This window comes from Paraburkholderia graminis C4D1M (genome assembly GCF_000172415.1).
Classification (GTDB): domain Bacteria; phylum Pseudomonadota; class Gammaproteobacteria; order Burkholderiales; family Burkholderiaceae; genus Paraburkholderia; species Paraburkholderia graminis.
The window spans coordinates 81,001-105,929 of record NZ_ABLD01000012.1 but is presented as its reverse complement, the minus strand read 5'-3'; the positions used below and the strand labels follow the sequence as shown (position 1 = coordinate 105,929).

Annotated in this window: 22 protein-coding genes and 2 tRNA genes; 19 read left to right on the top strand and 5 right to left on the bottom strand. The window is 63.7% G+C overall.

Going from position 1 to position 24,929, the window contains the following annotated elements:
- Positions 1–83 precede the first annotated feature (83 nt).
- Positions 84–569 (top strand): hypothetical protein, encoded by a 486-nt coding sequence (locus tag BGRAMDRAFT_RS19655; protein ID WP_006050559.1) that lies wholly within the window; start codon positions 84–86, stop codon positions 567–569.
- Positions 570–641: 72 nt separating this feature from the next.
- Here the strand turns inward: BGRAMDRAFT_RS19655 and BGRAMDRAFT_RS19650 are convergent.
- Positions 642–717: transfer RNA gene (locus tag BGRAMDRAFT_RS19650), tRNA-Lys, on the bottom strand.
- A gap of 203 nt (positions 718–920) precedes the next feature.
- Between BGRAMDRAFT_RS19650 and BGRAMDRAFT_RS19645 the strand changes: the two genes are divergently transcribed.
- Entirely contained in the window at positions 921–1,325 is a 405-nt protein-coding gene (locus BGRAMDRAFT_RS19645) for a PaaI family thioesterase (protein ID WP_006050558.1), read from the top strand.
- Between the two features lie 42 nt (positions 1,326–1,367).
- On the top strand, positions 1,368–2,231 hold the full coding sequence (locus BGRAMDRAFT_RS19640) for a patatin-like phospholipase family protein (protein WP_006050557.1): 864 nt from the start codon (positions 1,368–1,370) through the stop codon (positions 2,229–2,231).
- Positions 2,232–2,261: 30 nt separating this feature from the next.
- Here the strand turns inward: BGRAMDRAFT_RS19640 and BGRAMDRAFT_RS19635 are convergent, their stop codons facing one another.
- Positions 2,262–3,275, bottom strand: coding sequence for a D-2-hydroxyacid dehydrogenase family protein (locus tag BGRAMDRAFT_RS19635; protein ID WP_044021454.1), 1,014 nt, complete (start codon positions 3,273–3,275; stop codon positions 2,262–2,264).
- A gap of 374 nt (positions 3,276–3,649) precedes the next feature.
- Between BGRAMDRAFT_RS19635 and BGRAMDRAFT_RS19630 the strand changes: the two genes are divergently transcribed.
- Positions 3,650–5,518: a phosphoenolpyruvate carboxykinase (GTP) gene (locus BGRAMDRAFT_RS19630; RefSeq protein WP_006050555.1), complete on the top strand. Its 1,869-nt coding sequence runs from the start codon at positions 3,650–3,652 to the stop codon at positions 5,516–5,518.
- Between the two features lie 343 nt (positions 5,519–5,861).
- Complete coding sequence (locus BGRAMDRAFT_RS19625; RefSeq protein WP_006050554.1) at positions 5,862–6,962, top strand: LysR family transcriptional regulator; 1,101 nt, start codon at positions 5,862–5,864, stop codon at positions 6,960–6,962.
- A 145-nt stretch (positions 6,963–7,107) separates the two neighbouring features.
- Here BGRAMDRAFT_RS19625 and BGRAMDRAFT_RS19620 read toward each other — a convergent pair whose 3' ends face one another.
- The 3 genes from BGRAMDRAFT_RS19620 to dprA all read right to left on the bottom strand — a co-directional run bounded on the left by BGRAMDRAFT_RS19620 (position 7,108) and on the right by dprA (position 11,862).
- Positions 7,108–9,780, bottom strand: a complete 2,673-nt coding sequence (locus tag BGRAMDRAFT_RS19620) for a DNA topoisomerase III (RefSeq protein ID WP_006050553.1) — start codon at positions 9,778–9,780, stop codon at positions 7,108–7,110.
- 297 nt (positions 9,781–10,077) lie between these two features.
- Positions 10,078–10,455: a thioredoxin family protein gene (locus BGRAMDRAFT_RS19615; protein ID WP_006050552.1), complete on the bottom strand. Its 378-nt coding sequence runs from the start codon at positions 10,453–10,455 to the stop codon at positions 10,078–10,080.
- A gap of 111 nt (positions 10,456–10,566) precedes the next feature.
- Entirely contained in the window at positions 10,567–11,862 is a 1,296-nt protein-coding gene (gene dprA / locus BGRAMDRAFT_RS19610; protein WP_006050551.1) for a DNA-processing protein DprA, read from the bottom strand.
- 244 nt (positions 11,863–12,106) lie between these two features.
- On the opposite strand from dprA, the gene def reads away from it, so the two are divergent.
- The 14 genes from def to BGRAMDRAFT_RS19540 all read left to right on the top strand — a co-directional run bounded on the left by def (position 12,107) and on the right by BGRAMDRAFT_RS19540 (position 24,873).
- A complete protein-coding gene (gene def, locus BGRAMDRAFT_RS19605) occupies positions 12,107–12,610 on the top strand; it encodes a peptide deformylase (protein ID WP_006050550.1) in 504 nt (167 codons plus the stop codon).
- 37 nt (positions 12,611–12,647) lie between these two features.
- Positions 12,648–13,634, top strand: coding sequence for a methionyl-tRNA formyltransferase (gene fmt / locus BGRAMDRAFT_RS19600; protein ID WP_006050549.1), 987 nt, complete (start codon positions 12,648–12,650; stop codon positions 13,632–13,634).
- A gap of 113 nt (positions 13,635–13,747) precedes the next feature.
- Positions 13,748–14,389: a LysE family translocator gene (locus tag BGRAMDRAFT_RS19595; protein WP_006050548.1), complete on the top strand. Its 642-nt coding sequence runs from the start codon at positions 13,748–13,750 to the stop codon at positions 14,387–14,389.
- Between the two features lie 114 nt (positions 14,390–14,503).
- Positions 14,504–15,361, top strand: coding sequence for a zinc metalloprotease HtpX (gene htpX, locus BGRAMDRAFT_RS19590; protein ID WP_006050547.1), 858 nt, complete (start codon positions 14,504–14,506; stop codon positions 15,359–15,361).
- Between the two features lie 179 nt (positions 15,362–15,540).
- Complete coding sequence (gene rsmB, locus BGRAMDRAFT_RS19585; protein ID WP_006050546.1) at positions 15,541–16,980, top strand: 16S rRNA (cytosine(967)-C(5))-methyltransferase RsmB; 1,440 nt, start codon at positions 15,541–15,543, stop codon at positions 16,978–16,980.
- Positions 16,977–17,576 carry a DUF4390 domain-containing protein gene (locus BGRAMDRAFT_RS19580; RefSeq protein ID WP_006050545.1) on the top strand — a complete coding sequence of 200 codons (600 nt, stop codon included), beginning with the start codon at positions 16,977–16,979 and terminating at the stop codon, positions 17,574–17,576. The genes rsmB and BGRAMDRAFT_RS19580 overlap by 4 nt, the downstream gene beginning before the upstream one ends.
- Positions 17,566–19,980, top strand: coding sequence for a sensor histidine kinase (locus tag BGRAMDRAFT_RS19575; protein ID WP_029969436.1), 2,415 nt, complete (start codon positions 17,566–17,568; stop codon positions 19,978–19,980). Before BGRAMDRAFT_RS19580 ends, BGRAMDRAFT_RS19575 begins: the two co-directional genes overlap by 11 nt.
- Positions 19,981–20,670, top strand: coding sequence for a response regulator transcription factor EsaR (gene esaR / locus BGRAMDRAFT_RS19570; protein ID WP_006050543.1), 690 nt, complete (start codon positions 19,981–19,983; stop codon positions 20,668–20,670).
- Positions 20,671–20,778: 108 nt separating this feature from the next.
- A tRNA-Phe gene (locus tag BGRAMDRAFT_RS19565) sits at positions 20,779–20,854 on the top strand.
- A 383-nt stretch (positions 20,855–21,237) separates the two neighbouring features.
- Positions 21,238–21,969: a 7-cyano-7-deazaguanine synthase QueC gene (queC, locus tag BGRAMDRAFT_RS19560; protein ID WP_006050542.1), complete on the top strand. Its 732-nt coding sequence runs from the start codon at positions 21,238–21,240 to the stop codon at positions 21,967–21,969.
- Positions 21,970–22,067: 98 nt separating this feature from the next.
- Positions 22,068–22,700, top strand: coding sequence for a 7-carboxy-7-deazaguanine synthase (gene queE, locus BGRAMDRAFT_RS19555; RefSeq protein WP_006050541.1), 633 nt, complete (start codon positions 22,068–22,070; stop codon positions 22,698–22,700).
- A gap of 9 nt (positions 22,701–22,709) precedes the next feature.
- The gene (gene queD / locus BGRAMDRAFT_RS19550; RefSeq protein WP_085962942.1) at positions 22,710–23,153 is read left to right on the top strand and encodes a 6-carboxytetrahydropterin synthase QueD; all 444 of its coding nucleotides are present in this window, start codon (positions 22,710–22,712) and stop codon (positions 23,151–23,153) included.
- Positions 23,154–23,383: 230 nt separating this feature from the next.
- The gene (locus tag BGRAMDRAFT_RS19545; protein ID WP_006050539.1) at positions 23,384–24,166 is read left to right on the top strand and encodes an HpcH/HpaI aldolase family protein; all 783 of its coding nucleotides are present in this window, start codon (positions 23,384–23,386) and stop codon (positions 24,164–24,166) included.
- Positions 24,163–24,873 carry a tetratricopeptide repeat protein gene (locus BGRAMDRAFT_RS19540; protein WP_006050538.1) on the top strand — a complete coding sequence of 237 codons (711 nt, stop codon included), beginning with the start codon at positions 24,163–24,165 and terminating at the stop codon, positions 24,871–24,873. The genes BGRAMDRAFT_RS19545 and BGRAMDRAFT_RS19540 overlap by 4 nt, the downstream gene beginning before the upstream one ends.
- Positions 24,874–24,929 lie beyond the last annotated feature (56 nt).

Sequence of the window (24,929 nt, the reverse complement as noted above, 5' to 3'; positions counted from 1 at the left end):
GATTCGTGACATGCCGTAAACAAGGCTTGATGCACTGGATCCGCCGCAAGGCGGCACAGAGGATTGCCCGCACGGAGGTCGTGATGAAAGCGAAGAGTCGGCGAATTGGGCGGTTGGCCCGCGTGGTTGCATGGGGTACGGTGGCGTTCCTGGCGGTTCCGGGAGCGGCATCCGCGGCGAATGGCGGCACGATACATTTCTCCGGCGCGCTCGTCGGTCCGCAGTTCAATATCACGACCGTGCGACAAACACCTGCGCCGCGGTCGGATACGCTCTGGACTGGACACGACGGGTCCGCGGTCACTGTGACGTTCGCGGCGCCACCCGGCGGCGCGCCAAGCGCTGATGTGACGTTGCGGATCAACGACGGCGCGGCGTCACGCATCGGCGCCGCCGCGCTGGATACCGTCGCGACGTCTTTCATCGACGGCACAGGCCGTATGGCCCGGCCAGGAGCGGACGGTCAGTATCACGTGGGCGGCGCGGGCGGCGTACTGTCGCTCGGCGCGAAAAGCGGCAATGTGCCTTCGGCGAACAAACCGGTGACGGTCGTGGTCAGCTACGACTGACGGGTTTGCTTGGGACGCAGATCCAATGCAAAAAGGGTTACAAGCAATCGCTTGTAACCCTTCGAAATTCTTTGGTGGGGCGTGAGTGACTCGAACACTCGACCTACGGATTAAGAGTCCGCTGCTCTACCAACTGAGCTAACGCCCCAACAGAAGCGAAATTATGCAGGATGTTTTTGGGCTTGCCAAGCCCCCTTAGCAGATTTCTTAAAAAAACCGTCCCCCGTTCGAGTCATCCCTCAACGAAAGCGCTGCCTCCGAAAAGGCGCTGCGCCGGGCATCCCGGTATCATGTCGCGGACTCGCGGACACTTGCCGCTCACGCTCCGCGCGGCCTTCGACGGGAATCGCCATGGACGACAAAGAGACTATCGATCTGCTCGACCGCATCCTCGCGCCGTGGGTCCGCGAACTGGCGCTCACGCCCGTCAAAGCCGATGCGGAAGGCGCCACGCTGCGCCTGCCTTTCGCCGGCGCGCTGCGTCATTCAGGCGGCGTGATTTGCGGCCAGGTGTTCATGGCCGCCGCCGATACAGCGATGATCGTGGCGATTTCCGCGGCGCTAGGCGGCTTCAAGCCGATGACCACCGTGTCGCTCAACATCAGCTTCATGCGCGCCGTGCGCAAGGGCGACGTGCTCGTCACCGCGCGCGTGCTGCGCCTCGGCCGCAACCTCGTTTTCGGCGAAGTGAAGCTGTTCGACGAGACCGGCAACATGGCCGTCCACGCGACCACGACGTACGCGCTGCTCGAATAAGCAAAGCGGCGCGCATCATAAGACAAGGCACCAGGAAATAAGATGTTCGATCAGGTCGTATTCGCCGGCGGCGGCAATCGCTGCTGGTGGCAGGCGGGTTTCTGGGACGTCGTGCAACCGGAACTGCGCATCCGTCCAGGCGTCATCACGGGCATTTCGGCGGGCGCGGCCACCGCTTGCATGCTCTACACGCGCGATTCCGAGTGGGTCATGCGCTATTACGAAGACGCGCTGCGCCACAATTCGCGCAACGCCTATTGGGGCAACCTGCTGCGCGGTCAGTCGGTGTTTCCGCATTACCGCATCTATCGTCAGGCATTGCTCGACATCTACGGTGAGAAGTTTTCGTCGCTTGCCGATGCGCCCGAGATTCGCATCGGCGTTTCACATTTGCCGCGCTGGCTTGGCGCGCGCAGCGCAGTCGCCGCCGGACTCATCGCGTACAACATCGAAAAATATGTGCGCAAGACCTTGCACCCGACGCTTGGTCAGACGCTCGGTTTTCATCCGGAATTCGTGCGTGCGCAGGACTGCGCGACCGTCGAAGATCTCGCCGATCTGATTCTGCAATCGTCGAGCACGCCGCCTTTCACGCCGGTCTTGCGGCGCAACGGCCGCCCGGTGCTCGACGGCGGCATGGTCGACAACGTGCCGGTCGGCGCGCTTGACGCCGATGCGCCCGGCAACGTGCTCGTCATGGTGACGCGCCTTTATCCGCGGCCGCAGATGTTCGTGGTGCCTCACGGCGTGCAGCAGCGCCTGTATGTGCAGCCGTCGCGCAAAGTGCCGATCTCGAGCTGGGACTACACGAGCCCCTCGCAGATGGTGCATGCGTACAACCTCGGCCGCGCGGACGGCGAGACCTTCCTCGAACGCATGCCCGACCTGCTGGAGTTTGCCGCCTGACGCAGGACGCCTGACGCCCGCGGCTATCGCTTAGCGCCGACGTCCACCCTGCAACGCTTCGGGATTCGCCACGCTGGCCGTGTCGCCGGCATCGAAAGCCAGAATGTTTTTGAACGCCGCGCTGAAGTACAACTCGTAGCTCTCGCGCTCGACATAGCCGATATGCGGCGTGCAAATCACATTCTCCATACGCAGCAGGCTGTAGCCCTGCAGGATCGGCTCGCTTTCATACACGTCGATGGCGACCATCCCCGGGCGATTGTGCGACAGCGCGCCGAGGAGCGCGTTGTCGTCGAGCAGCTCGGCGCGGCTCGTGTTCACGAGCAGTGCGGTCGGCTTCATGCGCATCAGATCTTCCTGCTTGACGATGCCGCGCGTGTCGTCGTGCAGCCGCAAATGCAGCGACAGCACATCGCTCTGCTCGAACAAGGCTTCGCGGCTCTCGGCCACGCCATAACCGTCCTCGCGAGCGGCTTCGCGTGAATGCTCGCGGCCCCAGATCAGCACGTTCATGCCGAAGGCCTTGCCGTAACCGGCGACAAGCCGCCCGATCTTGCCATAGCCCCAGATGCCCAGCGTCTGACCGCGCAACACCTGACCCAAACCGAAGTTTGGCGGCAGCGCCGAAGTCTTGAGCCCCGACTGCTGCCAGGCGCCCTGCTTCAGGTTCGCTACGTATTGCGGAATGCGCCGCTGCGCCGCCATGATGAGAGCCCACGTCAGCTCGGCGGGCGCGATCGGTGAGCCGCTGCCTTCGAGCACGGCGATGCCGCGCTCGGTACAGGCCGGGAGATCGATGTGGCTGGACACTTTGCCCGTCTGGCTGATCATGCGCAAACGCGGCAGTTTGTCGAGGAGTTGCGAGCTGATGCGGGTGCGTTCGCGGATCAGGACCAGCGCGTCGACTTCCGAAAGACGGCTCGCGAGTTGCCCGAGTCCGCGGACGGTGTTGTTGAAAACTTTGACTTCGTGATCGGCGAGCAATTGAAAGCAGTCGAGCTTGCGAACGGCGTCCTGATAGTCGTCGAGGATGGCAATCTTCATGGTATGTGTCTTGCGGCGCACCATGGCGGTGCGGAACGGAGTGTTATGCTGACTGTCCCATCATGTGACCCAAGTCACATGCCGGTTTAGCTGAATGCCTTACCGTAGCAACTACCGCGTAGAACGATAGCGCTACAGCAAGGCCAATTGACATCGTTTTTAACAGTTTGTTGAGTGTACAGGCAAGCCGCTTTACAGACGGTTGCAGACGCCCGTCCCATGCGCCCTGGCCCAACAAGCTGCGTTGAAGCCCGTGATGACCTGTGCAGTTGCGCGTCGGTTTGTAGAAACTGGCGCAACGAACAAAATGCCTCTCGCATGCAGCGTCGCCGGGCTTGTACCGTTTTCCAATCCCTACAAACGGAGACAAGTCGATGAATCTTCCATCATTCGAGGCACAGCCCGCAGTCAAGGCGGCAGTAGAAGCGCCAGCGTGGGTGAAACATCGGAAACTGATCGACTGGGTCCAGCGCGTTGCCGCTATGACCCGTCCGGACAACATCGTGTGGTGCGACGGTTCGCAGGAAGAGTATGACCGCCTGTGCGCGCAGATGGTCGAAGCCGGCACACTCAGGAAGCTCAATCCGGCGAAACGTCCGAACTCGTATCTCGCATGGTCCGATCCTTCCGACGTCGCGCGCGTCGAGGACCGCACTTTCATTTGCGCGCAACGTCGTGAGGACGCCGGTCCGACCAACAACTGGGTCGCGCCGGACGAAATGCGCACGACACTCGACGGCCTCTTCGAAGGATCGATGCGCGGCCGCACCATGTACGTGGTGCCGTTCTCGATGGGCCCGCTCGGCTCGCCGATCGCGCATATCGGCGTCGAACTGAGCGACAGCCCGTACGTGGTCACCAACATGCGCATCATGACGCGCATGGGCCGCAAGGTGTACGACGTGCTCGGCGAAGACGGCGAGTTCGTGCCGTGCGTGCACTCGGTCGGCGCGCCGCTCGAAGCGGGCGCCAAAGACGTGCCGTGGCCGTGCAATCCGACCAAGTACATCGTTCATTTCCCGGAGACGCGCGAAATCTGGAGCTATGGCTCGGGCTATGGCGGCAACGCATTGCTCGGCAAGAAATGCTTTGCGCTGCGCATTGCATCGACGATGGGCCGCGACGAAGGCTGGCTTGCCGAGCACATGCTGATTCTCGGCGTGACTTCGCCCGAAGGACGCAAACACCATGTGGCGGCCGCGTTTCCGTCGGCGTGCGGCAAGACGAACTTCGCGATGCTGATTCCGCCCGAAGGGCTGAACGGCTGGAAGATCTCGACCATCGGCGACGACATCGCGTGGATCAAACCAGGCAAGAACGGCCGCCTGTACGCGATCAACCCCGAGGCCGGCTACTTCGGCGTCGCGCCCGGCACGAGCGAAAAAACCAACTTCAACGCAATGGCCACGCTGAAGGAAAACGTGATCTTCACGAACGTCGCGCTGACCGACGACGGCGACGTCTGGTGGGAAGGCATGACCGACGAACCGCCCGCGCACCTGATCGACTGGCAAGGCAAGGACTGGACGCCCGCGAGCGCGAAGGAAACGGGCCGCAAGGCGGCGCATCCGAATGCACGCTTCACGGCGCCGGCGTCGCAATGTCCGTCCATCGACGCCGACTGGGAGAATCCGGCGGGCGTGCCAATCGACGCGTTTATCTTCGGCGGCCGCCGTTCGACGACCGTGCCGCTCGTCACCGAGGCGCGCAACTGGGTCGAGGGCGTCTACATGGCCGCGACCATGGGTTCGGAGACGACCGCCGCCGCGGCGGGCCAGCAAGGCGTCGTACGGCGCGACCCGTTCGCGATGCTGCCGTTCTGCGGCTACAACATGAGCGACTACTTCGGCCATTGGCTGAAGACAGGCGAGCGGCTGCAGCAACTGAACGCGAAGCTGCCGAAAATCTTCTGCGTCAACTGGTTCCGCAAGGGCGCGGACGGCAAGTTCGTGTGGCCGGGCTTCGGCGAAAATATGCGTGTGCTCGGCTGGATGGTTGGCCGCATCGAGGGCACGGCGCAGGGCGAGGAGCACGCGTTCGGCGTGTCGCCGCATTACGAGGACATCGACTGGAGCGGTCTGGATTTCAGCCGCGAGCAGTTCGAGCAGGTGATTTCCGTCGACGACGCGGCCTGGCGCGCCGAACTCGCGCTGCATACGGAGCTCTTTGACACGCTGCAGCACGGCCTTCCGCCCGCGCTGGCGAAAGCCAAGAGCCAATTGGAGAGCAAGCTCGCGGCTTGACGACGTGAGTGTTCGCTAACTCGCAGAAGCCGCCTTCGGGCGGCTTTTTTCATTTTCAGCGCCGCCAAGCCGGGCGAGAGCCGCGTTCAGCGCTCGACACACTGATCTTTCATCTGTTCGAAAGGCACGCGTGGGCAAGCTGCGCCGCAGCACATTGTTTCTAACGACGGAACAATCGCCCCCGATGCCCCACATTCGGGCATACAGTCGCACGAAAATTGACGAAATTTCCGCTTTTGCGGGCAACTTCTGCACGATTGCGCGAGTCGTAGGAGAATCCCTAATTCGCTTCCACTGGTTATCACCAATTGTCAGGGAGCCGTAACACGGCAGGAGTTGTGATATGGATCATTTGCAGTCGATGCGAGTTTTCGTCAAAGTGGCGGATCTCGGCAGTTTTGCCCGCGCTGCGAGCGCGATGGATATTTCCAACGCAGTTGCCACCCGTCACGTTGCCGACCTCGAAGGGCGTCTTGGCACGCGGCTGCTCAACCGTACGACCCGCAGTTTGTCCCTGACCGAATCGGGTCAGGTTTATCTGGAACGCGCGCGCCAGATTCTCGACGAGCTTGAAGACGTCGAGCAGATGGTGGTCGCGCGAAATCACGAGCCGGTCGGCACGTTGCGCATCGTCGCGCCGGTCGTGTTCGGCTTGCACAATCTCGCTCCGGTGCTGCAAACGTACGCGGAGCGCTATCCGAAGGTCATTCCCGACGTCACGCTCGTCGATCGTCAGGTCGATCTGGTTGAAGAAGGTTTCGACGTGGGCGTGGTAATCGCGCGGCAGATGCGCAGCGCGAGCATCGTCACGCGGCGTCTGACCACGGGCTGCATGACCGTGTGTGCCACTCCGGCGTATCTGGAGAAGCACGGCACGCCCACGCGTCCCGAGCATCTGCTCGAGCATCCGTGTTTGAGCCTGCCCTCCGAGTATTGGGGCGACGAGCGCGTGTTTACCGGTCCCGAAGGCGAAGTGCGTGTGCGTCCGTCGAATGTGATCGTCGCGAACAACACGGAGATGCTGCGTCAGTTCGCGCTGCTCGGCATGGGCATCGCGATTCTGCCGAGCTATCTGATCGGGCGCGACATGACGCGCGGCAGGCTGGTGCGCCTCCTTGGTGATTACCGTTTGCCGCAAGTCGAGATCAACATCGCCTATCCGAGCCGTCGTCATTTGCCGGCCAAGGTGCGCACGTTCATCGATCATCTGGTCGAGCATTTCAGCCAGACGCCGAATAGTCTGCTCGGCGAACAATGGATCAAGGACGGCGTTGGACGTCCGGCGTCGGCGTCGTTTGAACCGGCGGATGCGTCGATGCCGCCGGAAGCATTCGACGGCGCCGAGCCGCTGTCGCGTCTGCTGGACAGCGAGTTATCGCCGGTGCCGAAGACGTTGGCGAAGCCCGGAAGTCGTACGCGGCCGGCGGCGTTGACGCCGCTGTAGAGGCGGTTCAGGCGCGATGTAGGATGTCGGCGCGTCCAGCGCGGCTGCTGAACGCATAAAAAAGCGCGGTCACCTTGCAGGTGATCGCGCTTTTTGTCATCGGCTTTGATATGCACCGCAGGCGCCCGTCGCGCTTACCGAAGAATCACGAACCGGTCTTGCGAGCTACAGTCTTTTTGGCCGGCGCCTTCTTCGCAGCCGCTGTCTTAGCCGCAGGCGCTTTCTTCGCCGCAGCCTTTTTCGCCGCCGGCGCTGCCTTCACCGCGACCGCCGCATCGCCGTCATCCGACTCGAACTCCGAACCGCCTGCCTTCGCAGCCGATTTCGCCGCCGCCGTCTTCGCTGCGGTCTTGGCCGACGGCTCCTTCTTCTCGAACTCGAAGCCGATCTTGCCGTCGTTCTGCTTGACGAGGAACGCCTTGAAATTACGGCCCGTGCGCGACGATTTGAAGTTCGTCAGCAGATCCGTGCGTCCTTCTTCCAGCAGCTTCGCCATCTGCTCGCGAGCGATCTCCTGCTGCAAGATCACTTTGCCCGAGCGGAAGTCGCAAGTCTTCGGGTTCGCAACCGAGTTCTCGCAGACGTAGCTCATGCCGTGCTCGAACACGCGGCCCTTGCACTTCGGGCATGCGCCGACCGGTTCCTGATCGGAGAAGTCGGGCGGTTCGCCGTCTTCGCCGCCCGCGTCCTGGCCGAAGTCGAACTCGAGCTTGTAGTTCTTGATCTCGTCGTCGAGCGACAGCTTGAGGATCGCCGAGAACGGACGGCCCATCTTGCTGCGAAAACCCGACAGCGGCCCGATCGTTTTGTTCTTCAGCAGTTCTTCGACTTCCTCGATCTCGAACTGGCGGCCGCCCGGAATCTTCGAGATGGAGAACTCGCACTTCGAACACGCGAAGCGGCGATAGTTTTCCTTCACCTGGCCGCCGCAGTTCGGACACGGCGTCTGCAACGTCGCGTAATCGCCGGGGATCGTGTCGGAATCGTATTCCTTCGCGCGCTTGACGATGGTCTGCGTCATGCGGGCAATTTCCTGCATGAACGCGTCGCGCGGCAGGTTGCCGCGTTCCATTTGCGACAGCTTGTATTCCCATTCGCCCGTCAGTTCGGGCGCGGTCAATTCCTTCACGCCGAGCCCGCGCAGGAGCGTCATCAACTGGAATGCCTTGGCGGTCGGAATCAGATCGCGGCCTTCGCGGACCAGATACTTTTCGCCCAGCAACCCTTCGATGATGGCGGCGCGCGTGGCCGGCGTACCGAGCCCCTTCGCGGCCATCGCCTCACGCAATTCGTCGTCCTCGACGAGCTTGCCCGCGCCTTCCATTGCCGACAACAACGTGGCTTCGTTGTAGCGTGCCGGCGGTTTGGTGACGAGCTGCTGCGCGGCGATCTTGTCGGTCTTGACCTTCTCGTCCTTCTGCACCGGCACGAGGTTGGCATCTTCACCGCTGATTTCGCGGCCGTAGATTTGCAACCAGCCCGGCTCCACCAGAACCTTGCCTTCGGTCTTGAAGTGATGACCGACGACTTCGGTGATACGCGTGGTCACGCGGTATTCGGCAGCCGGGAAAAACACCGACAGAAAACGCTTCACCACGAGGTCGTAAAGCTTCTGTTCCGGCTCGGACAGGTTCTTCGGCGCCTGCAGCGTCGGGATGATTGCGAAGTGGTCGCTGATCTTCGAGTTATCGAAGATGCGCTTGTTCGGCTTCACCCAGCCCTTGTCGAGCACTTGCTTGGCAAACGGCAAGTAGTTGTTGCTCTCCTTGAGCATGCCGAGCGTCTGCTTGACCGTGTCCATATAGTCTTCGGGCAGCGCGCGCGCGTCAGTCCGCGGATAGGTCAGCACCTTGTGCTTTTCGTACAGCGCCTGAGCGAGACCCAGCGTGTTCTTCGCCGAGAAGCCGAAGCGGCCGTTGGCCTCGCGCTGCAAGCTCGTCAAGTCGAACAGTGCCGGCGACAGTTGCGTGGACGGCTTCGACTCTTCCCTGACGACACCGATCTGACCGCGGCAAGCGGCGACGATCGTCTCCGCCGCGGGCAGCGCCCACAGACGCGAGTCGCGCTTCTCCGGGTCGAACTCGTCGCGCTTGAACTTCGGATCGAACCAGCGGCCCTCGTAGAAGCCGGCCGCGCAGACAAACTCGGCCTTCACTTCCCAATAGTCGCGCGGCACGAAGCGGCGAATCTTTTCCTCGCGCTCGACGACGATGGACAGCGTCGGCGTCTGCACGCGTCCGACCGTGGTCAGGAAGAAGCCGCCGCCCTTGCTGTTGAACGCGGTCATCGCGCGTGTGCCGTTGATGCCGACGAGCCAGTCCGCTTCCGAGCGGCAACGAGCCGCGTCCGCAAGCGGTTGCATCTCTTCGTCGCTGCGCAGACGCGCGAAGCCGTCGCGGATCGCGGCGGGCGTCATCGATTGCAGCCACAGGCGCTGCACCGGCTGCTTCGCTTTCGCGTGCTGCGCGATCAGGCGGAAAATCAGCTCGCCCTCGCGCCCCGCGTCGCATGCGTTGATGAGCCGGTCGATGTCTTTGCGCTTGAGCAGCTTGGTCAGCACCTTCAGGCGCGACTCGCTCTTCGCGATCGGATTCAGATCGAAATGCGGCGGAATGACGGGCAGATTGGCGAAACTCCACTTGCCGCGTTTGACTTCGTATTCTTCGGGCGCGGCGATTTCCAGCAGATGGCCCACTGCCGATGAGAGAACGTACTCGTCGCTCTCGTAGTACTCGTCATGCTTGGTAAAACCGCCCAAAGCGCGCGCGATGTCGTTCGCGACGGAAGGCTTTTCGGCGATGATCAGTGCTTTAGACATGACTCGATGTGAGGTTGGTATATCCGGGTTGGTGGCCTTGAGCGCGCCCAGTTGGCGCGACCCTCGTTTGCGACCTTGCTACCCATTAACGACCGCTTTATAGCACACGGCGCGAAAGCGGCGTGTCAACTGCCATAAAAGCGGGCATAAAAGCGGCCCTAAAAGCGCGCCATCATGATTGCGCGTCCGGCGCTCCGACAACCTGCGGCAAACGCGCTGTGCGCCGCTCGCAACCGCCGTGCCGCCGAGGCCGTCGCGATCCGCTCGGCGCTGTCGACGAAGCCGTGAATCTGGCGCTCAGGCAGCCGCCAGCGCGGGCCGCAATTTGGGCGCGCCGACGACGCCCGGCAGCGCGGTCAGGTCCGAGAGCATCCGCTCGACAATCCCTGCTTGCGGCAAAACGGTGCCGAAAAAACGTGTCGTTACCGAGTCTTCGATCAGGATGGTCGGAAAATTCTCGACGTCGAGATCGTCGAATCGATCCGCATGCGTTTCGATGTCGATCCATGCGAAGCAGATTTGCGGATGCCGCTCGGCCAGCTTGTCGAACGCCTCGCGATACTCGCGGCAGGTTCCGCACCATTCCGCGCACAGGCAGGCCACGAACAGCGTGTCGGGCTCATTGACGCGCTCGGCGATCCGGTCGTGGTCGGTGTCGAGATTCAGCGCGGGCATGGTGGTTCCTCTAGTGCTTTGTCGAATGCTTTGGCGGATGCGTTGGCGGATGCGTTGGCGCGAATGTAGCATGGCCGATCCCGGAGAGTGGTCAAGGGGCGTCAACATGCGTTAGCCGTGGCTTGCCCGCGTGTAGCGCCCGCCGGGCAGCGCGCTGACGTGGCCGGCGAGTTCCAGTTGCAGCAGCGTCGTCTGCAGGACCGCGTATTCCATCTCGGTGCGCGTGGCGAGAATTTCAAGGCTAGTCGGCGCGTGGCCCAGCGCGGCGAGCAGTTTTTGCGCGTCGGGGTCGGGTACATCGCGTACGTTCGGGGCGCGTGCTTCGGCGGCTATGGGTTGCGGCTCGGCGTTTGCCTGCGCCTTCGCCTGGGACTGCGCGTATGTCGCCGCCTCGTCGCGCTGCGCCGAACGTCGCGCCGGCGCCGTGCAGTCCGCCGCCGTTGCGTCGTCGTCGAACGTGCGCGTCGGCGCCCGCTGCCCGCGAACGCCTGCAACGCCCACAGCCGCAGTCTTCGCAAACCCCAATTCCTCCAGCACTTCCTCAGGCGTCTCGACCAGCTTCGCGCCCTGCTTGATCATCCGATGACACCCGCGCGACAACGGCGCGTGGATCGAGCCCGGCAACGCAAAGATATCGCGGCCCATCTCGTTGGCGAGCCGCGCGGTGATCAGCGAGCCCGAGCGCATGGCCGCCTCGACGACCAGCACGCCGCTGACGAGTCCGGCGATCAGCCGATTACGCTGCGGAAAGTTGGCCGCGCGCGCCGGCGTGCCGAGCGGCCACTCCGACAGAATCGCGCCTTGCAGCGCGATTTGCCGCGCAAGCGCGTGGTGCGCGGCCGGATAAACGAGATCCGCGCCGGTGCCGATCACCGCGACCGTGCTGCCGACGCCCGCGAGCCCGCCCCGATGCGCCGCGCCGTCGATGCCTCTCGCGAGCCCCGACACAACCGTCACGCCCGCCGCCGAAATCGTCCGCGCGAAGCGTTCGGCGTCTTCCTCACCTTGCGGCGTCGCGCTGCGGCTGCCCACCAGCGCGACCGCGCGCGTGTGCAACAGCTCGAGCCGCCCCTTTATATATAGCAGCGGCGGCGGATCGGGCATGGTCAGCAGCGCCGGCGGATAGGCGGGGTCGTCGAGCGTGACGACCTGGTTACCGGGCAGCTCGCGCCATGCGATCACCGCTTCCAGTTGGGCGTCGAAGTCCGGGCCGGTCGGCGCCAGCGCCGCGCGCGCCGCGGCGTCGCCGGCAATCGCGGCGAGCGTCTCATGCTCCTGCCGAAAAATCGCCTCGGGCAGCCCGAAAGCGCCCAGCAGCAGGCGCAGCGCGGTGGGTTTGAGCCCCGGCGCGAGAGAGAGCCGCAGCCACGCGGCGAGTTCAAGATCCGTTGAAGGCAAGGTGTGCATTGCGGGTCGATCCTCGTGCAGCGCCAGCGGGCAGGCGGGCGCCATGCTAAAATTTTCATCATCCGAAATAACTGCAGCGCCGCGCCCACCCGCGCGGGCTCGTCGTCTAGCGCGTGTGGCGCGTTGAATCGAACCGGTTCGACACCATCTATCGTGTGCGCATTGCGACGTGCCGACAACCTGGCCGAATGGCCAACGCGGGCCTTCTCATGGTCAGCGGCGTCTAAAAATCACTCTCGAAATCATGGCTTTACTGAACATCCTCAATTACCCGGACAAACGGCTGCACAAGGTTGCAAAGCCGGTGGAAGAGGTTAACGACCGTATCCGCCGCCTCGTCGCGGATATGGCGGAAACCATGTACGCCGCGCCGGGCGTGGGCCTCGCGGCCACCCAGGTCGACGTGCATGAGCGCGTGATCGTGATCGACGTCTCGGACGCGCACGATCAACTGCTCGCGTTCATCAACCCGGAAATCGTCTGGTCGAGCAACGAGAAGAAGCTGTCGGAAGAGGGCTGTCTGTCCGTGCCGGGCATTTACGACAACGTCGAGCGTGCGGAGAAAGTGCGCGTGCGGGCGCTCAACGAAAAGGGCGAAACCTTCGAGATGGACTGCGAGGGACTGCTTGCCGTGTGCATCCAGCACGAGATGGATCACCTGATGGGCCACGTGTTCGTCGAATATCTGTCGCCGCTCAAGCAAACGCGCATCAAGAGCAAGATGAAGAAGCTCGCCCACGCAATGTAATGCGCGCCCATTCCGCTACCTGCTCGCCCTCCCGCTCATGAGTCATTCGTTGCGCGTTGTCTTTGCCGGCACGCCGGAATTCGCTTCGGCTGCGCTGGCGGCCATCCACGGCGCCGGTTTTGCGGTGCCGCTCGTGCTCACGCAGCCGGACCGGCCGGCGGGGCGCGGCATGAAATTGCAGGCGAGTCCCGTCAAGCGCTACGCCGTGGAACATGGGATCGCGGTCGCACAGCCGCCTTCGTTGCGCCGCGCGGGCAAGTATCCGGCTGAGGCGGCGGCGGCCATCGAGCAGTTGCGCGCCACGCCGCACGACGTGATGGTGGTGGCCGCGTACGGCCTGATCCTGCCGCAGGAAGTGCTCGACATCGCGACGCACGGCTGCATCAATATTCACGCGTCGCTGTTGCCGCGCTGGCGCGGCGCGGCGCCGATTCATCGCGCGATCGAGGCGGGCGACGCCGAAACCGGCATCACGCTGATGCAGATGGACGCCGGCCTCGACACGGGCGCGATGATTTCCGAAATCCGCACGCCCATTTCCGCCGACGACACCACCGCCACCTTGCACGACCGCCTCGCGCAGGCCGGCGCGAAGCTGATCGTCGAGGCGCTCGTCGAACTCGAACGCAGCGGCAAGCTGGCCTCAACGCCGCAACCCGCCGACGGCGTGACCTACGCCGAAAAGATCGGCAAGCACGAGGCCGCGCTCGACTGGCGCCGGCCGGCCGCGGTGCTCGCGCGCCAGGTGCGCGCATTCGATCCGTTTCCTGGCGGCGTGGCGACGCTCGAGGACGGAACCGCGATCAAGATCTGGGCGGCCGCCGCCCAAGACAGCACAAACAACGCGGCGCCCGGCACGATCACCGGTGTTTCGCCGGAAGGCGTCGTCGTGGCCTGCGGCGAAGGCGCGTTGCGTCTCACGCAACTGCAAAAACCCGGCGGCAAGCGGCTCCCGGCGCGCGAATTCCTGGCTGGCTTCGGACTCGCCGCAGGCCAGCGTTTCCACATTCCCGACGCAAACTAGCACGGCCTCGCGGCGCTTGCCCATCGTCCATTCGGCCGATGGCGAGCGGCCCCGTCGCGCGTCCGCCGCGCGTTAGAATCCGTCATGCAAAGGCCCAGCTTTCGAGGATTCCCATGTTCGGCATCACCCATTTCGAGTTTTTCGTCGTCGCCGTTTTTCTGCTGAACGTCACGCCCGGGCCGGATACGGCTTATATCGTCGGGCGCAGCGTCGCACAGGGGCGCGGGGCGGGGCTCATGTCCGCGCTGGGCATTTCGGCGGGCTGCTGCGTGCACTCGCTCGCGTGCGCGTTCGGCCTGACGGCGCTGCTCGCGGCGTCGGCCACTGCGTTCACCGTCATCAAGTTCGTCGGCGCGATTTATCTGATTTATCTCGGCGTACGCCTTATTTTTGCGAAGCCAGCCGCCGACGAGGCCCGCGGCCAGGCACGCGGGGCCGGTGCCCCGAAGTCGTTGCGCCAGCTTTTCCTGCAAGGCTTCTGGACCAACGTGCTGAACCCGAAGGTGGTGCTTTTCTTCGTTTCGTTCTTCCCCCAGTTCGTTACCGCCGGCACGGATCAGAAGGCGCTCGCCTTTCTGACGCTCGGCGCGGTCTTCGTGGTCATGAGCATGCTGTGGAACAGCTTTGTCGCGTGGATCGCCGGCAGCGTCACGCAGCGCTTCTCCGGCAAGCCGTCGGTCAAGAAGTGGCTGGACCGCGGTGTCGGCAGCGCCTTTGTCGGCCTGGGGATCAAGCTCGCCACTGCATCGAGATGATTGAATTTTTCGCGCGCGTCCATATCTAACATTTCGCTTACAGTCAGGCATAATCAGGCGCCGCGATGATGCGGCACGGATATGAACCCCGCGTTAGGGCAAGGAGTTGCAGACATGTTCAATTGGGTCAAAACCGCGATGTTGATGGCCGCGATCACGGCCCTTTTCATCGTGATCGGCGGAATGATAGGCGGGTCGCGCGGCATGACGATCGCGCTCGTCATTGCGCTCGGTATGAATTTTTTCTCGTACTGGTTCTCGGACAAGATGGTGCTGCGCATGTACAACGCGCAGGAAGTCGACGAAACCAGTGCGCCGCAGTTTTATCGCATGGTGCGTGAACTCTCCACGCGTGCCGGCTTGCCGATGCCGCGCGTCTATCTGATCAACGAAGATGCGCCGAACGCGTTCGCTACGGGCCGCAATCCGGAGCACGCGGCGGTTGCCGCGACCACCGGCATTCTGCGCGTGCTGTCCGAGCGCGAAATGCGCGGCGTGATGGCGCACGAACTCGCGCACGTCAAGCATCGCGACATTCTGATCTCGACGATCTCGGCCACCATGGCCGGCGCGATCTCGGCGATCGCGAACTTCGCGATGTTCTTCGGCGGCCGCGACGAAAACGGGCGTACCACGAACCCGATCGCCGGCATCGCGGTCGCGCTGCTCGCGCCTATCGCCGGTGCGCTGATCCAGATGGCGATTTCGCGCGCGCGTGAATTCGAGGCCGACCGCGGCGGCGCGCAGATTTCAGGCGACCCGCAGGCGCTCGCGTCGGCGCTCGACAAGATTCATCGTTATGCGAGCGGCATTCCGTTTCCCACAGCCGAACAGCATCCGGCCACCGCGCAGATGATGATCATGAACCCGCTCGCGGGCGGCAGCATCGCGAATCTGTTTTCGACGCACCCGGCAACGGAAGAGCGCATTGCGCGCCTGATGGAAATGGCCCGCACCGGGCGCTTCGAATAAGCGCGTAGCGCGCGGCGTGACAAAAGGCGAGTCTTCGGGCTCGCCTTTTTATTTGCTGGCCGCGGTGATCGACGCGGCCGCGCGCACTGCACACGCCCGCTCGCGGTCCACACGCCGCGCCACGCTACAATGTGTGCTCATTGTGCCGCGCCTACCGCGCGGCCTGCCTTTGTTCTTCCATGATCCCAAAGCCTTCTTCGCGTTCTGCTTCTTCGTCGGCGCGTCCGCGCGAATCCCGCTTGTCCGTGCTGCATCTCGCGCCGGAATCGCTCGGCTTCGCGCTCGATTGCGCCGCGCAGGCCGTCGGCGCCGTGCGCCTCGGCGCGGCTTTGCCGGCCGCGCTGCAAACCGTTTTCGTGGCCGCGCCCGAGGGCAGTGCCGCTGCCGCGCGCGGCGCGGTGCAGGACATCGCGTATCGCACGATGCGGCGTCTCGGGACGGCTGAGTGGCTGATCGCGAAGCTCGTTAAGAAAGCGCCGCCGCCGCATGTCGGTCACGTACTGGCCTGCGCGCTCGCGCTATTAATCGACGACGAAGCGAGCGCCGCCTATACGCCGTTCACCGTGGTCGACCAGGCGGTCGGGGCGATCTCGGCTCGCCGTGAATTCGCTTTCGCGAAGGGGCTCGTCAACGCCGTGCTGCGCAACTTCCTACGCGAACGCGACGCGCTGCTGACAGAAGCGCAAGCCGACGAAGTCGCGCGCTGGAATTACCCGACATGGTGGATCGACGCCGTGAGACGCGCATGGCCCGAAGCATGGCAAGACGTGCTCGCGGCCGGCAATACGCAAGGCCCGTTGACGCTGCGCGTGAACGCGCGTCATTCGACGGTCGAAGCGTACCTGCAAGTGCTCGAGGACCATCACATCAGCGCGAGCAAGGTCGGCGACTACGCGGTGATGCTCGCCACGCCGATGCCGGTCGATCGCATTCCTGGCTTTAACGAGGGCGTCGTGTCCGTGCAGGACGCGGGCGCGCAGCTCGCCGCGCAACTGCTCGGCGTGCGCGACGGCATGCGCGTGCTCGACGCGTGCGCAGCGCCGGGCGGCAAGACAGGGCATCTGCTGGAACTCGCGAACCTGCAATTGGTGGCGCTCGAAAGCGACGTGTCGCGCGCGCGGCGGATCGGCGAAAACCTGCAGCGGCTCAAGCTCGAAGCGGAGGTGCGAATCGGCGACGCCGGCGCGCCGTCCAAATGGCACGACGACATCGACCAGCCGTTCGACCGCATTCTCGCCGACGTGCCGTGCTCGGCGTCGGGCATCGTGCGGCGTCATCCGGACATTCGCTGGTTGCGCCGCGCGTCCGATATTCCCGCGCTCGTCGACGAACAGCGGCGCATTCTCGGCGCGCTCTGGCCGCTCGTGAAACCTGGCGGCGAATTGCTTTACGTTACGTGCTCGATCTTTCCCGAAGAAGGCGAGTTGCAGGCGCAGTGGTTTGGAAACAAATATCAGGATGCGGTACGATTGGACGCGCCGGGGCAACTTCTACCTTCAGTCGCCCGCGCGCCCGCCGACACATCGGCCGGTTCCCATGCCGGAGAATTCGCTGACATCAGCGCCGGCGCGAACTCAGACCACGACGGATTTTTCTACGCGCGCTTTCAGAAACGGTGACCATCAAACGCTTCTTCCCGCTTCGGCTCGCTGCCGTGCTCTGGGTCGCGCTGGCCGTCTGGCTTGCGGCACCCGGCGCCGCGCACGCCGACTCGATCGCCGTGCAGCGCGCTTCGCTGCAAGCGGACAACACCGGTTGGAGCCTCGACGCGCGTTTCGACTTCGATTTGAACAGCAATCTCGAAGACGCGGTCAATAAAGGCATTCCGCTTTACTTCACGACCGACTTCGAACTGAGCCGGCCGCGCTGGTACTGGTTCGACGAACAGCCGGTCAACGTGTCGCAGAGTCTGCGTCTGTCGTTCCAGCCGCTCACGCGCGAATATCGCGTGTCGAGTGTGTCGTCCGGCGGTTTGCAGCTTGGCTTTTCCACGCTGAAAGACGCGCTCGCGGTCATCAAGCATGTGTCGTCGTGGCATGTGATCGAGCGCAACGACGTGCATGCCGGCGAAACGTACAACGCGTCGGTGCGCATGCAGCTCGACATCGCGTTGATGCCCAAGCCGTTTCAGATCGACGCGGTGAATAACCGCGACTGGAACCTCGCTTCCGAATGGAAGCGCTTTACTTTCACGGTGACCGAACGTGCTAAATAAAGTGCGCTCCGCCACCAGTGTCAGCAGCATCGTCGTGCGCGTGCTGGTCTCTACGGTCGCCGTGACGGCCGTGCTGCTGCTCGTGCTGCTCGCCGCGGCAAGCGCGAATACCGAATTCTTCGACCGCTATTACCAGTGGCTGTATGCCGCGAATCTGGTGGTCGCGATGATCTTTCTGCTGGTGGTGGCGACGCTCGTCATCATCATCATCGTGCGATTGCGAAAGGGTAAGTTCGGCACGCGGCTGCTTGCGAAGCTGGCGTTTTTCATGGCGCTCGTCGGCGTGGTGCCGGGCGGCATCATCTATGTGGTCTCGTATCAGTTCGTGTCGCGCAGCATCGAATCGTGGTTCGACGTGAATGTCGAAACCGCGCTGACGTCGGGCCTGAATCTCGGGCGCGGCATGCTCGACGCGTCGCTGTCCGATCTGCAAACCAAGGGCCGCCTGATGTCCGAGCAGCTTGCGAGCGCGGACGCCGCCGGCACGACGCTCACGTTGCTGCGTCTGCGCGATCAGTTCGGCGTGCAGGAGGCGACGATCGTCGAACCGACGCGCAGCATGTCCGGCGCGACGCCCGACATGCATGTGGTCGCGCAGGCATCGAGTAACTACGCGTCGCTCGTGCCGAACGATCTGCCCACGCCGCTGATGGTCGACGCGGCGCGCGGGCGCGGCTACGCGGCGATTGAAGGCGAAGTCGACGGCGATCCTCGCGCCCACGGCAGCAAGGGCGCGCTGCGGCTGCGCGTCGTGCAGCGCATTCCCGATTCGAACGCTTCGCTGCTGCAGCCCACCGAGCGCTTCCTGCAACTCACGCAGCCGGTGTCGCAATCGCTTGCACGCAATGCCGACGCCGTGCAGCGCGCGTATCGCGAGTATCAGGAGAAAGCGCTCGGACGTACGGGGCTGCGCAAGATGTACATCGGCACGCTGACGCTCGCGCTGTTCCTCGCGACCTTCATCGCGATGATGCTCGCGCTCGCGCTCGGCAATCAGCTCGCACGGCCGCTCTTCCTGCTCGCTCAAGGCACGAAGGAAATCACCGAGGGCGATTACACGCCGAAGCGCGAAATCAAGTCGCGCGACGAACTCGGCTTTCTCACGCAGTCGTTCAATGCGATGACGCGGCAGTTGTCCGAGGCGCGCGCCGCGGTTGAGAACAACCGCATCGCGCTCGAGCATTCGAAGGCGTATCTGGAGAGCATTCTCGCGAACCTGACGGCCGGCGTGTTCGTGTTCGACCGGCAGTTCCGCCTCACTACCGCGAATCGCGGCGCCGAGCGCATCTTCCGTCAGCAGTTCCAGGAAGTGCTCGGCTCGGCGCTCGAACAGATCGGCGTGCTAAGCGAATTCGGCGGCATGGTGCGCAAGGCCTTTGCCGATCGCGAAGCGGCAAGCGGCGACGGTCACGACGACGGCGGTCACTGGCAGCAACAGTTTTCGGTTCAGGTGGCGGGCGAATCCGAGCCGCTCACGCTGCTCGTGCGCGGCGCGCGCCTTGTGTCCGCAACCGATCGCGACGCGCAGGACATGCAGACGTCGGGCTACGTCGTTGTGTTCGACGACATCTCGGACGTGATCTCCGCGCAGCGTTCCATTGCGTGGGGCGAAGTGGCGCGGCGGCTCGCGCATGAGATCAAGAATCCGCTCACGCCGATCCAGCTTTCGGCCGAGCGTTTGCAGATGAAGCTAGCGGACAAGCTGACGCCGTCCGACGCCGATGTCTTGAAGCGCGGCGCGACCACGATCGTGAACCAGGTCGCGGCGATGAAGCAGATGGTCGACAACTTCCGCGACTACGCGCGCACGCCGCCCGCTGTGCTCGCGCATCTGCAATTGAACGAACTCGTGAGCGAAGTGCTGACGCTGTACGGTATCGAAGAAGGCAAGGGCGCCATTCAGGTCGAGCTCTCCGAACTGCCCGCGATTCGCGGCGACGCCACGCAATTGCGCCAAGTGATCCACAACCTGCTGCAGAATGCACAGGACGCGGTGGCCGACGTCGAGCGCCCGCGTGTGCTGCTCGAGACGAGGACAGTAGAATACGGAGACCCCGATGCGCAAGGCAAGGCGCGCATCGCGGTGCGGCTGACAGTGTCGGATAACGGACCGGGTTTCCCCACGCGCATTCTCACGCGTGCATTCGAACCTTACGTGACGACCAAGGCCAAGGGCACGGGCCTGGGTCTTGCGATGGTCAAGAAGATCGTCGACGAACATGGCGCGCGCATCGACATTCGCAACCGCATGAAAGCGGGCGATGTGATCGAAGGCGCGCAGATTTCGATTCTCTTCCTTCAACTGGCAGACGACGCCGCGGCTCCCGAAGCGGGACCGCGTCCTGCGCACGGCGGTACGTCGCAGGGAAAGACAAAAGCAACAGTGCAGACAAAGGCAGCGTAAATGGCAACCATCCTGGTGGTAGATGATGAAATGGGCATCCGGGAATTGCTCTCGGAGATCCTAAGCGACGAGGGGCATGTCGTGGAGGCGGCGGAAAACGCGCAGCAGGCGCGCGAGTTCCGCTTGCGTCAGGCGCCGGACCTGGTGCTGCTCGACATCTGGATGCCCGATACCGACGGCGTGACGTTGCTCAAGGAATGGGCTGCGCAAGGGCAACTGACCATGCCGGTGATCATGATGTCCGGTCACGCGACCATCGACACGGCAGTCGAAGCGACCAAGATCGGCGCGCTCAACTTTCTTGAGAAGCCGATCGCGTTGCAGAAACTGCTGAAAGCCGTCGAACAGGGCCTCGCGCGCGGCACGGCGGCGGTCGCGCCTGGCGGCGTGGCGGCGAAATCCCCGTTGCCGATGAATTCGTCGACGGTGGCTTCGGCCGCGGCTCTGCCGATGCTGTCCGCCGACGGTCACGGCAGCGGCGTGCTTGCGGCGCAAACGGCGTCCATTTCGTTCGACATTCCGCTGCGCGATGCACGCGATGCATTCGAGCGCGCGTACTTCGAATATCACCTCGCGCGCGAGAACGGCAGCATGACGCGCGTCGCGGAAAAGACCGGACTGGAGCGCACGCATTTGTATCGCAAGCTCAAGCAACTCGGCGTCGATCTCGGCAAGAACAAAGGTGAGTGAAAGGGCGAGCGGAGACCGCGGATCGCGGGCCGACTTTGCTTTCGCAGATTTTTTGGACAAGGGGGCTTGCCCAGTAGATGACCCTTTGATATCATTTCGTTCTTCGTTGGCCCGGTAGCTCAGTTGGTAGAGCAGCGGATTGAAAATCCGCGTGTCGATGGTTCGATTCCGTCCCAGGCCACCAGGATTCAGCCCCAGGAAATCGCAAGATTCCTGGGGCTTTTCCTTTTGCGGTGGGTTTCATTGCGTCATCCGTGTGGCGTCAGCAGTAGGCTGGGGCGCCCGGCGAGTTTCGGCATCGCGTGATAAAATCGCGCCAGTTCAATGACTTGCATGCGAGTGCGTCGCCCGCCGCCGAATGTGTCGAAGCGCGTGCGACCACGCCGCGATCCGCACCGAACCCCTCGCCCGACGATCAACGGTATAAGCGCCCAGCAGCTTTGCGGCTAAAGGCGCGGCCTATACTGCTTTGGGCCGGCAGCAGTGCCGGCTCGCGTCGCGCCGCGTTGCTTGCATGGCGCACCTCGCGCAGCGCGACGCGGCACTCATCATTCACGGAGTTTCACGGTGATCCGCAAAGACGCTAAACGTAGCGCTCTGGTGCTGTTTTCCGGCGGCCAGGATTCCGCCACGTGCCTCGCATGGGCGCTTGAACGATATGACACGGTCGAGACGCTCGGCTTCGATTATGGTCAGCGGCATCGCGTCGAACTCGAATGCCGCGAGGGTTTTCGCAATGCAGTGGCGCGCACGTTTCCCGCATGGGGCGAGCGCCTCGGCGACGATCACATGATCGACCTGTCGGTGCTTGGCGCGATCAGCGAAACGGCAATGACGCGCGAAATCGAGATCGAGGCCACGGCGAGCGGTTTGCCGAACACCTTCGTGCCGGGCCGCAACCTGATGTTCATGACGATCGCCGCGGCCATCGCTTATCGGCGGGGTCTGGAGGTGCTGGTCGGCGGAATGTGCGAGACGGATTTCTCCGGCTACCCCGATTGCCGCGACGACACGATGAAGGCGTTGCAGGTCGCGCTGAATCTCGGCATGGACTCGCGCTTCGCGCTCGAAACGCCGCTGATGTGGCTCGACAAGGCCGACACGTGGCGGCTCGCGCATGAACTGGGCGGCGACGAACTGGTGGAACTGGTGCGCGTCGAGACCCACACCTGCTACGTCGGCGAGCGCGCGGAACTGCATGCGTGGGGTTTCGGCTGTGGCGAATGCCCGGCGTGCCGCTTGCGCAAGCGTGGCTATGAAGCCTATCTCGCCGGCGAGAAGGTAACCGAGCCGGCGTGAGAATTCCGCGCAGCGGCGCGGGTTTGGCAATCATTGTTAGGTACACAAGCACTACAAGGTACGAAAGTACCAGCACACGGTACAGGGCGGAAAGCAGCATGACGTACGCGGTCAAGGAAATCTTCTACACGTTGCAAGGCGAGGGCGCGAATGCCGGACGCCCGGCCGTGTTTTGCCGCTTCGCCGGCTGCAATCTGTGGTCGGGTCGCGAGGAAGATCGCGCGGACGCCGTGTGCCGCTTCTGCGACACGGATTTTGTCGGCACCGATGGCGAGAACGGCGGCAAGTACCGCACCGCCGCCGACCTCGTGCAGATGATCGCGTCGCAATGGCCCGAGGGCGAGGGCCAGCGCTTTGTCGTGTGCACCGGCGGCGAGCCGATGCTGCAGATCGACCAGCCGCTCGTCGACGCGCTGCACGCGGCCGGTTTCGAAATCGCCATTGAAACGAACGGCTCGTTGCCGGTTCTCGAGACGATCGACTGGATTTGCGTGAGCCCGAAGGCCGACGCGCCGCTCGTCGTCACGAAGGGCAATGAACTGAAAGTCGTGATTCCGCAGGACAACCAGCGCCTGTCCGACTACGCGAAGCTCGACTTCGACTATTTCCTCGTCCAGCCGATGGACGGCCCGTCGCGCGACATCAACACCAGGCTCGCGATCGACTGGTGCAAACGCCATCCGCAATGGCGCCTGTCGATGCAGACCCACAAGTATCTGAACATTCCCTGATTTGCCGTGCTGACGATTACACGAAAACTCGAATTCGACGCGGGTCACCGCATCCCCGATCACCGCAGCCAGTGCCGTAATCTGCACGGCCATCGCTATGTGCTCGAAATCACGCTGCAAGGCGACCTGGTCGACACCGAAGGCGCGCCCGATCGCGGCATGGTGATGGACTTCGCCGACGTGAAGTCGCTGGCTGTCGAGCATCTCGTCGACAAGTGGGACCACGCGTTCCTCGTCTACGAATGCGACTCGCAAGTGCGCGGCTTCCTCGAAACCATGGCGGGCCACAAGACGGTCGTGCTCGACCGTATTCCGACCGTGGAAAATCTCGCGGCCGTCGCGTTCGACGTGCTCGCCAACGTCTACGACGCGCACTACGGCGTGAATCTGCGTCTGCATAAGGTGCGCCTGTACGAGACGCCGAACTGCTGGGCCGACGTGGTCCGCGACTAACGCTTCCGAACGCTGCGGCTGCGCGGCCCTGCTGCCGCGTTATTGTCACGGTATGATCGCTCCCACAACCACACGGAGCGAGACATGCCGGTCACAGCATTGCGTCGCAGCAGGCAAAGAGGCCACCCGCGTCCGGGCCAGGCTTCTCGCCGCACTCATCATCCGGCAGGCACGCTCGTCGGCTGCCGCGGGCCCATCTGCGGCGGCCTTCACCGTCATGGAGCGGGGCGATGAGCACTTTCACGAATCCCCTCAAGCAACGTCTTAAAGAAGCCGATCCGCTGTTCGGGCTATGGCTGTCGCTCGGCAGCGATGCCGCCGCGGAGGCGCTCGCGCACGCCGGCTTCGACTGGCTGCTGATCGATATGGAACACGCGCCCAACGACAGCGGCGACGTGACCTCGCAATTGCGTGCGATCGCCGCCGCGCATTTGCCGAGCGAACCGGTGGTGCGTCTGCCGGCCAGCGAGGCGTGGCTCGTCAAGCGTGTGATGGATGCCGGCGCGCGCACGCTGATGTTTCCGAACATCGAGTCCGCCGAAGAAGCGGCGCACGCGGTGCGGCTCACGCAATATCCGAGCGCCGAGGCGGTCGATGGTCTGCGCGGCGTCGCCGGAGTGGTGCGAGCCGCGGCCTACGGCATGCGGCGCGACTACGTGCAAACGGCTAACGCGCAGATCGCGACCATCGTGCAGATCGAGTCGGCGCGCGGACTCGACGAAGTGGAAAAGATCGCGGCGACGCCGGGCGTCGATTGCCTGTTCGTCGGCCCTGCCGATCTCGCGGCGAGCCTCGGCCATCTCGGCGATTCGAAGCACGCCGACGTGCAGGCGGCCATGGCGCGCATCGTCAGCGCGGCCGACAAGGCGGGCATCGCAGCCGGCATTTTTTCGATGGACGCCGCGAGCGCAAGGCAGCATCGCGACAGCGGTTTTCGTTTTATCGCTCTGGCCGCCGACGTCATGTGGATGTTGCGCGCAACCCGCCAGGCGTTGCAGGAGGTAAGAGCATGAAGTGGATGATGCGTGGCGTCGTCGTGCGGCTGGCTGTCGCGGCGGCGCTGACGGCGGGCATGACGGGCATGGCGGCGCAGGCGCAGGATCGCCTCGCGAAACCGAACGATCCCGAGACGCAAACGGCGGTTGCCGACTACAACGCCGGCAATTTCGCTGCGGCGCTTGCCGAATTCCGCAAGGCGGCCGAGCGCGGCAGCCGCCTCGCGCAGTTCAATTACGCGATGATGCTGCTCAACGGCGAGGGCACGGCGGTCAACGTCGACGAAGGCAAGAAATGGCTGCGCAAGGCCGCGGATGCCAACATGTCTCACGCGCAATACGTGTACGGCAAGATGTACGACGATGGCGAGTTTGTCGGCCGCGATCCGGTCGAGGCGCACCGCTGGTTTCTCAGGGCCGCGCAGCAGGGCCATGTGCAGGCGGAACTGGCGCTCGCCAATCAGTTCCTCGATGGACGCGGCACCGATCGCGACAACAAGCAGGCGTTCGTCTGGTACAAGAAGGCGGCCGAGGGCGGCGACATGACCGCGCAGTACGTGACCGGCTCGTTCTATGAGCGCGGCGGCGACGGTGTGGACAAGAATCTGAACGTGGCGCGAGCGTATTACGCAGCGGCCGCCGCGCAGGGCGATCCGGCGGCGCGCCTGAAGTATCAGCAACTGAGTGCGCAGTTGCGGGATCACAAGGAAGTGAAGCCGCAGTAGGTGCAGTGAGCGCAGTGCATGCGGTCGACGCAGTAAACGAGAAGGGGCGCGCCTTG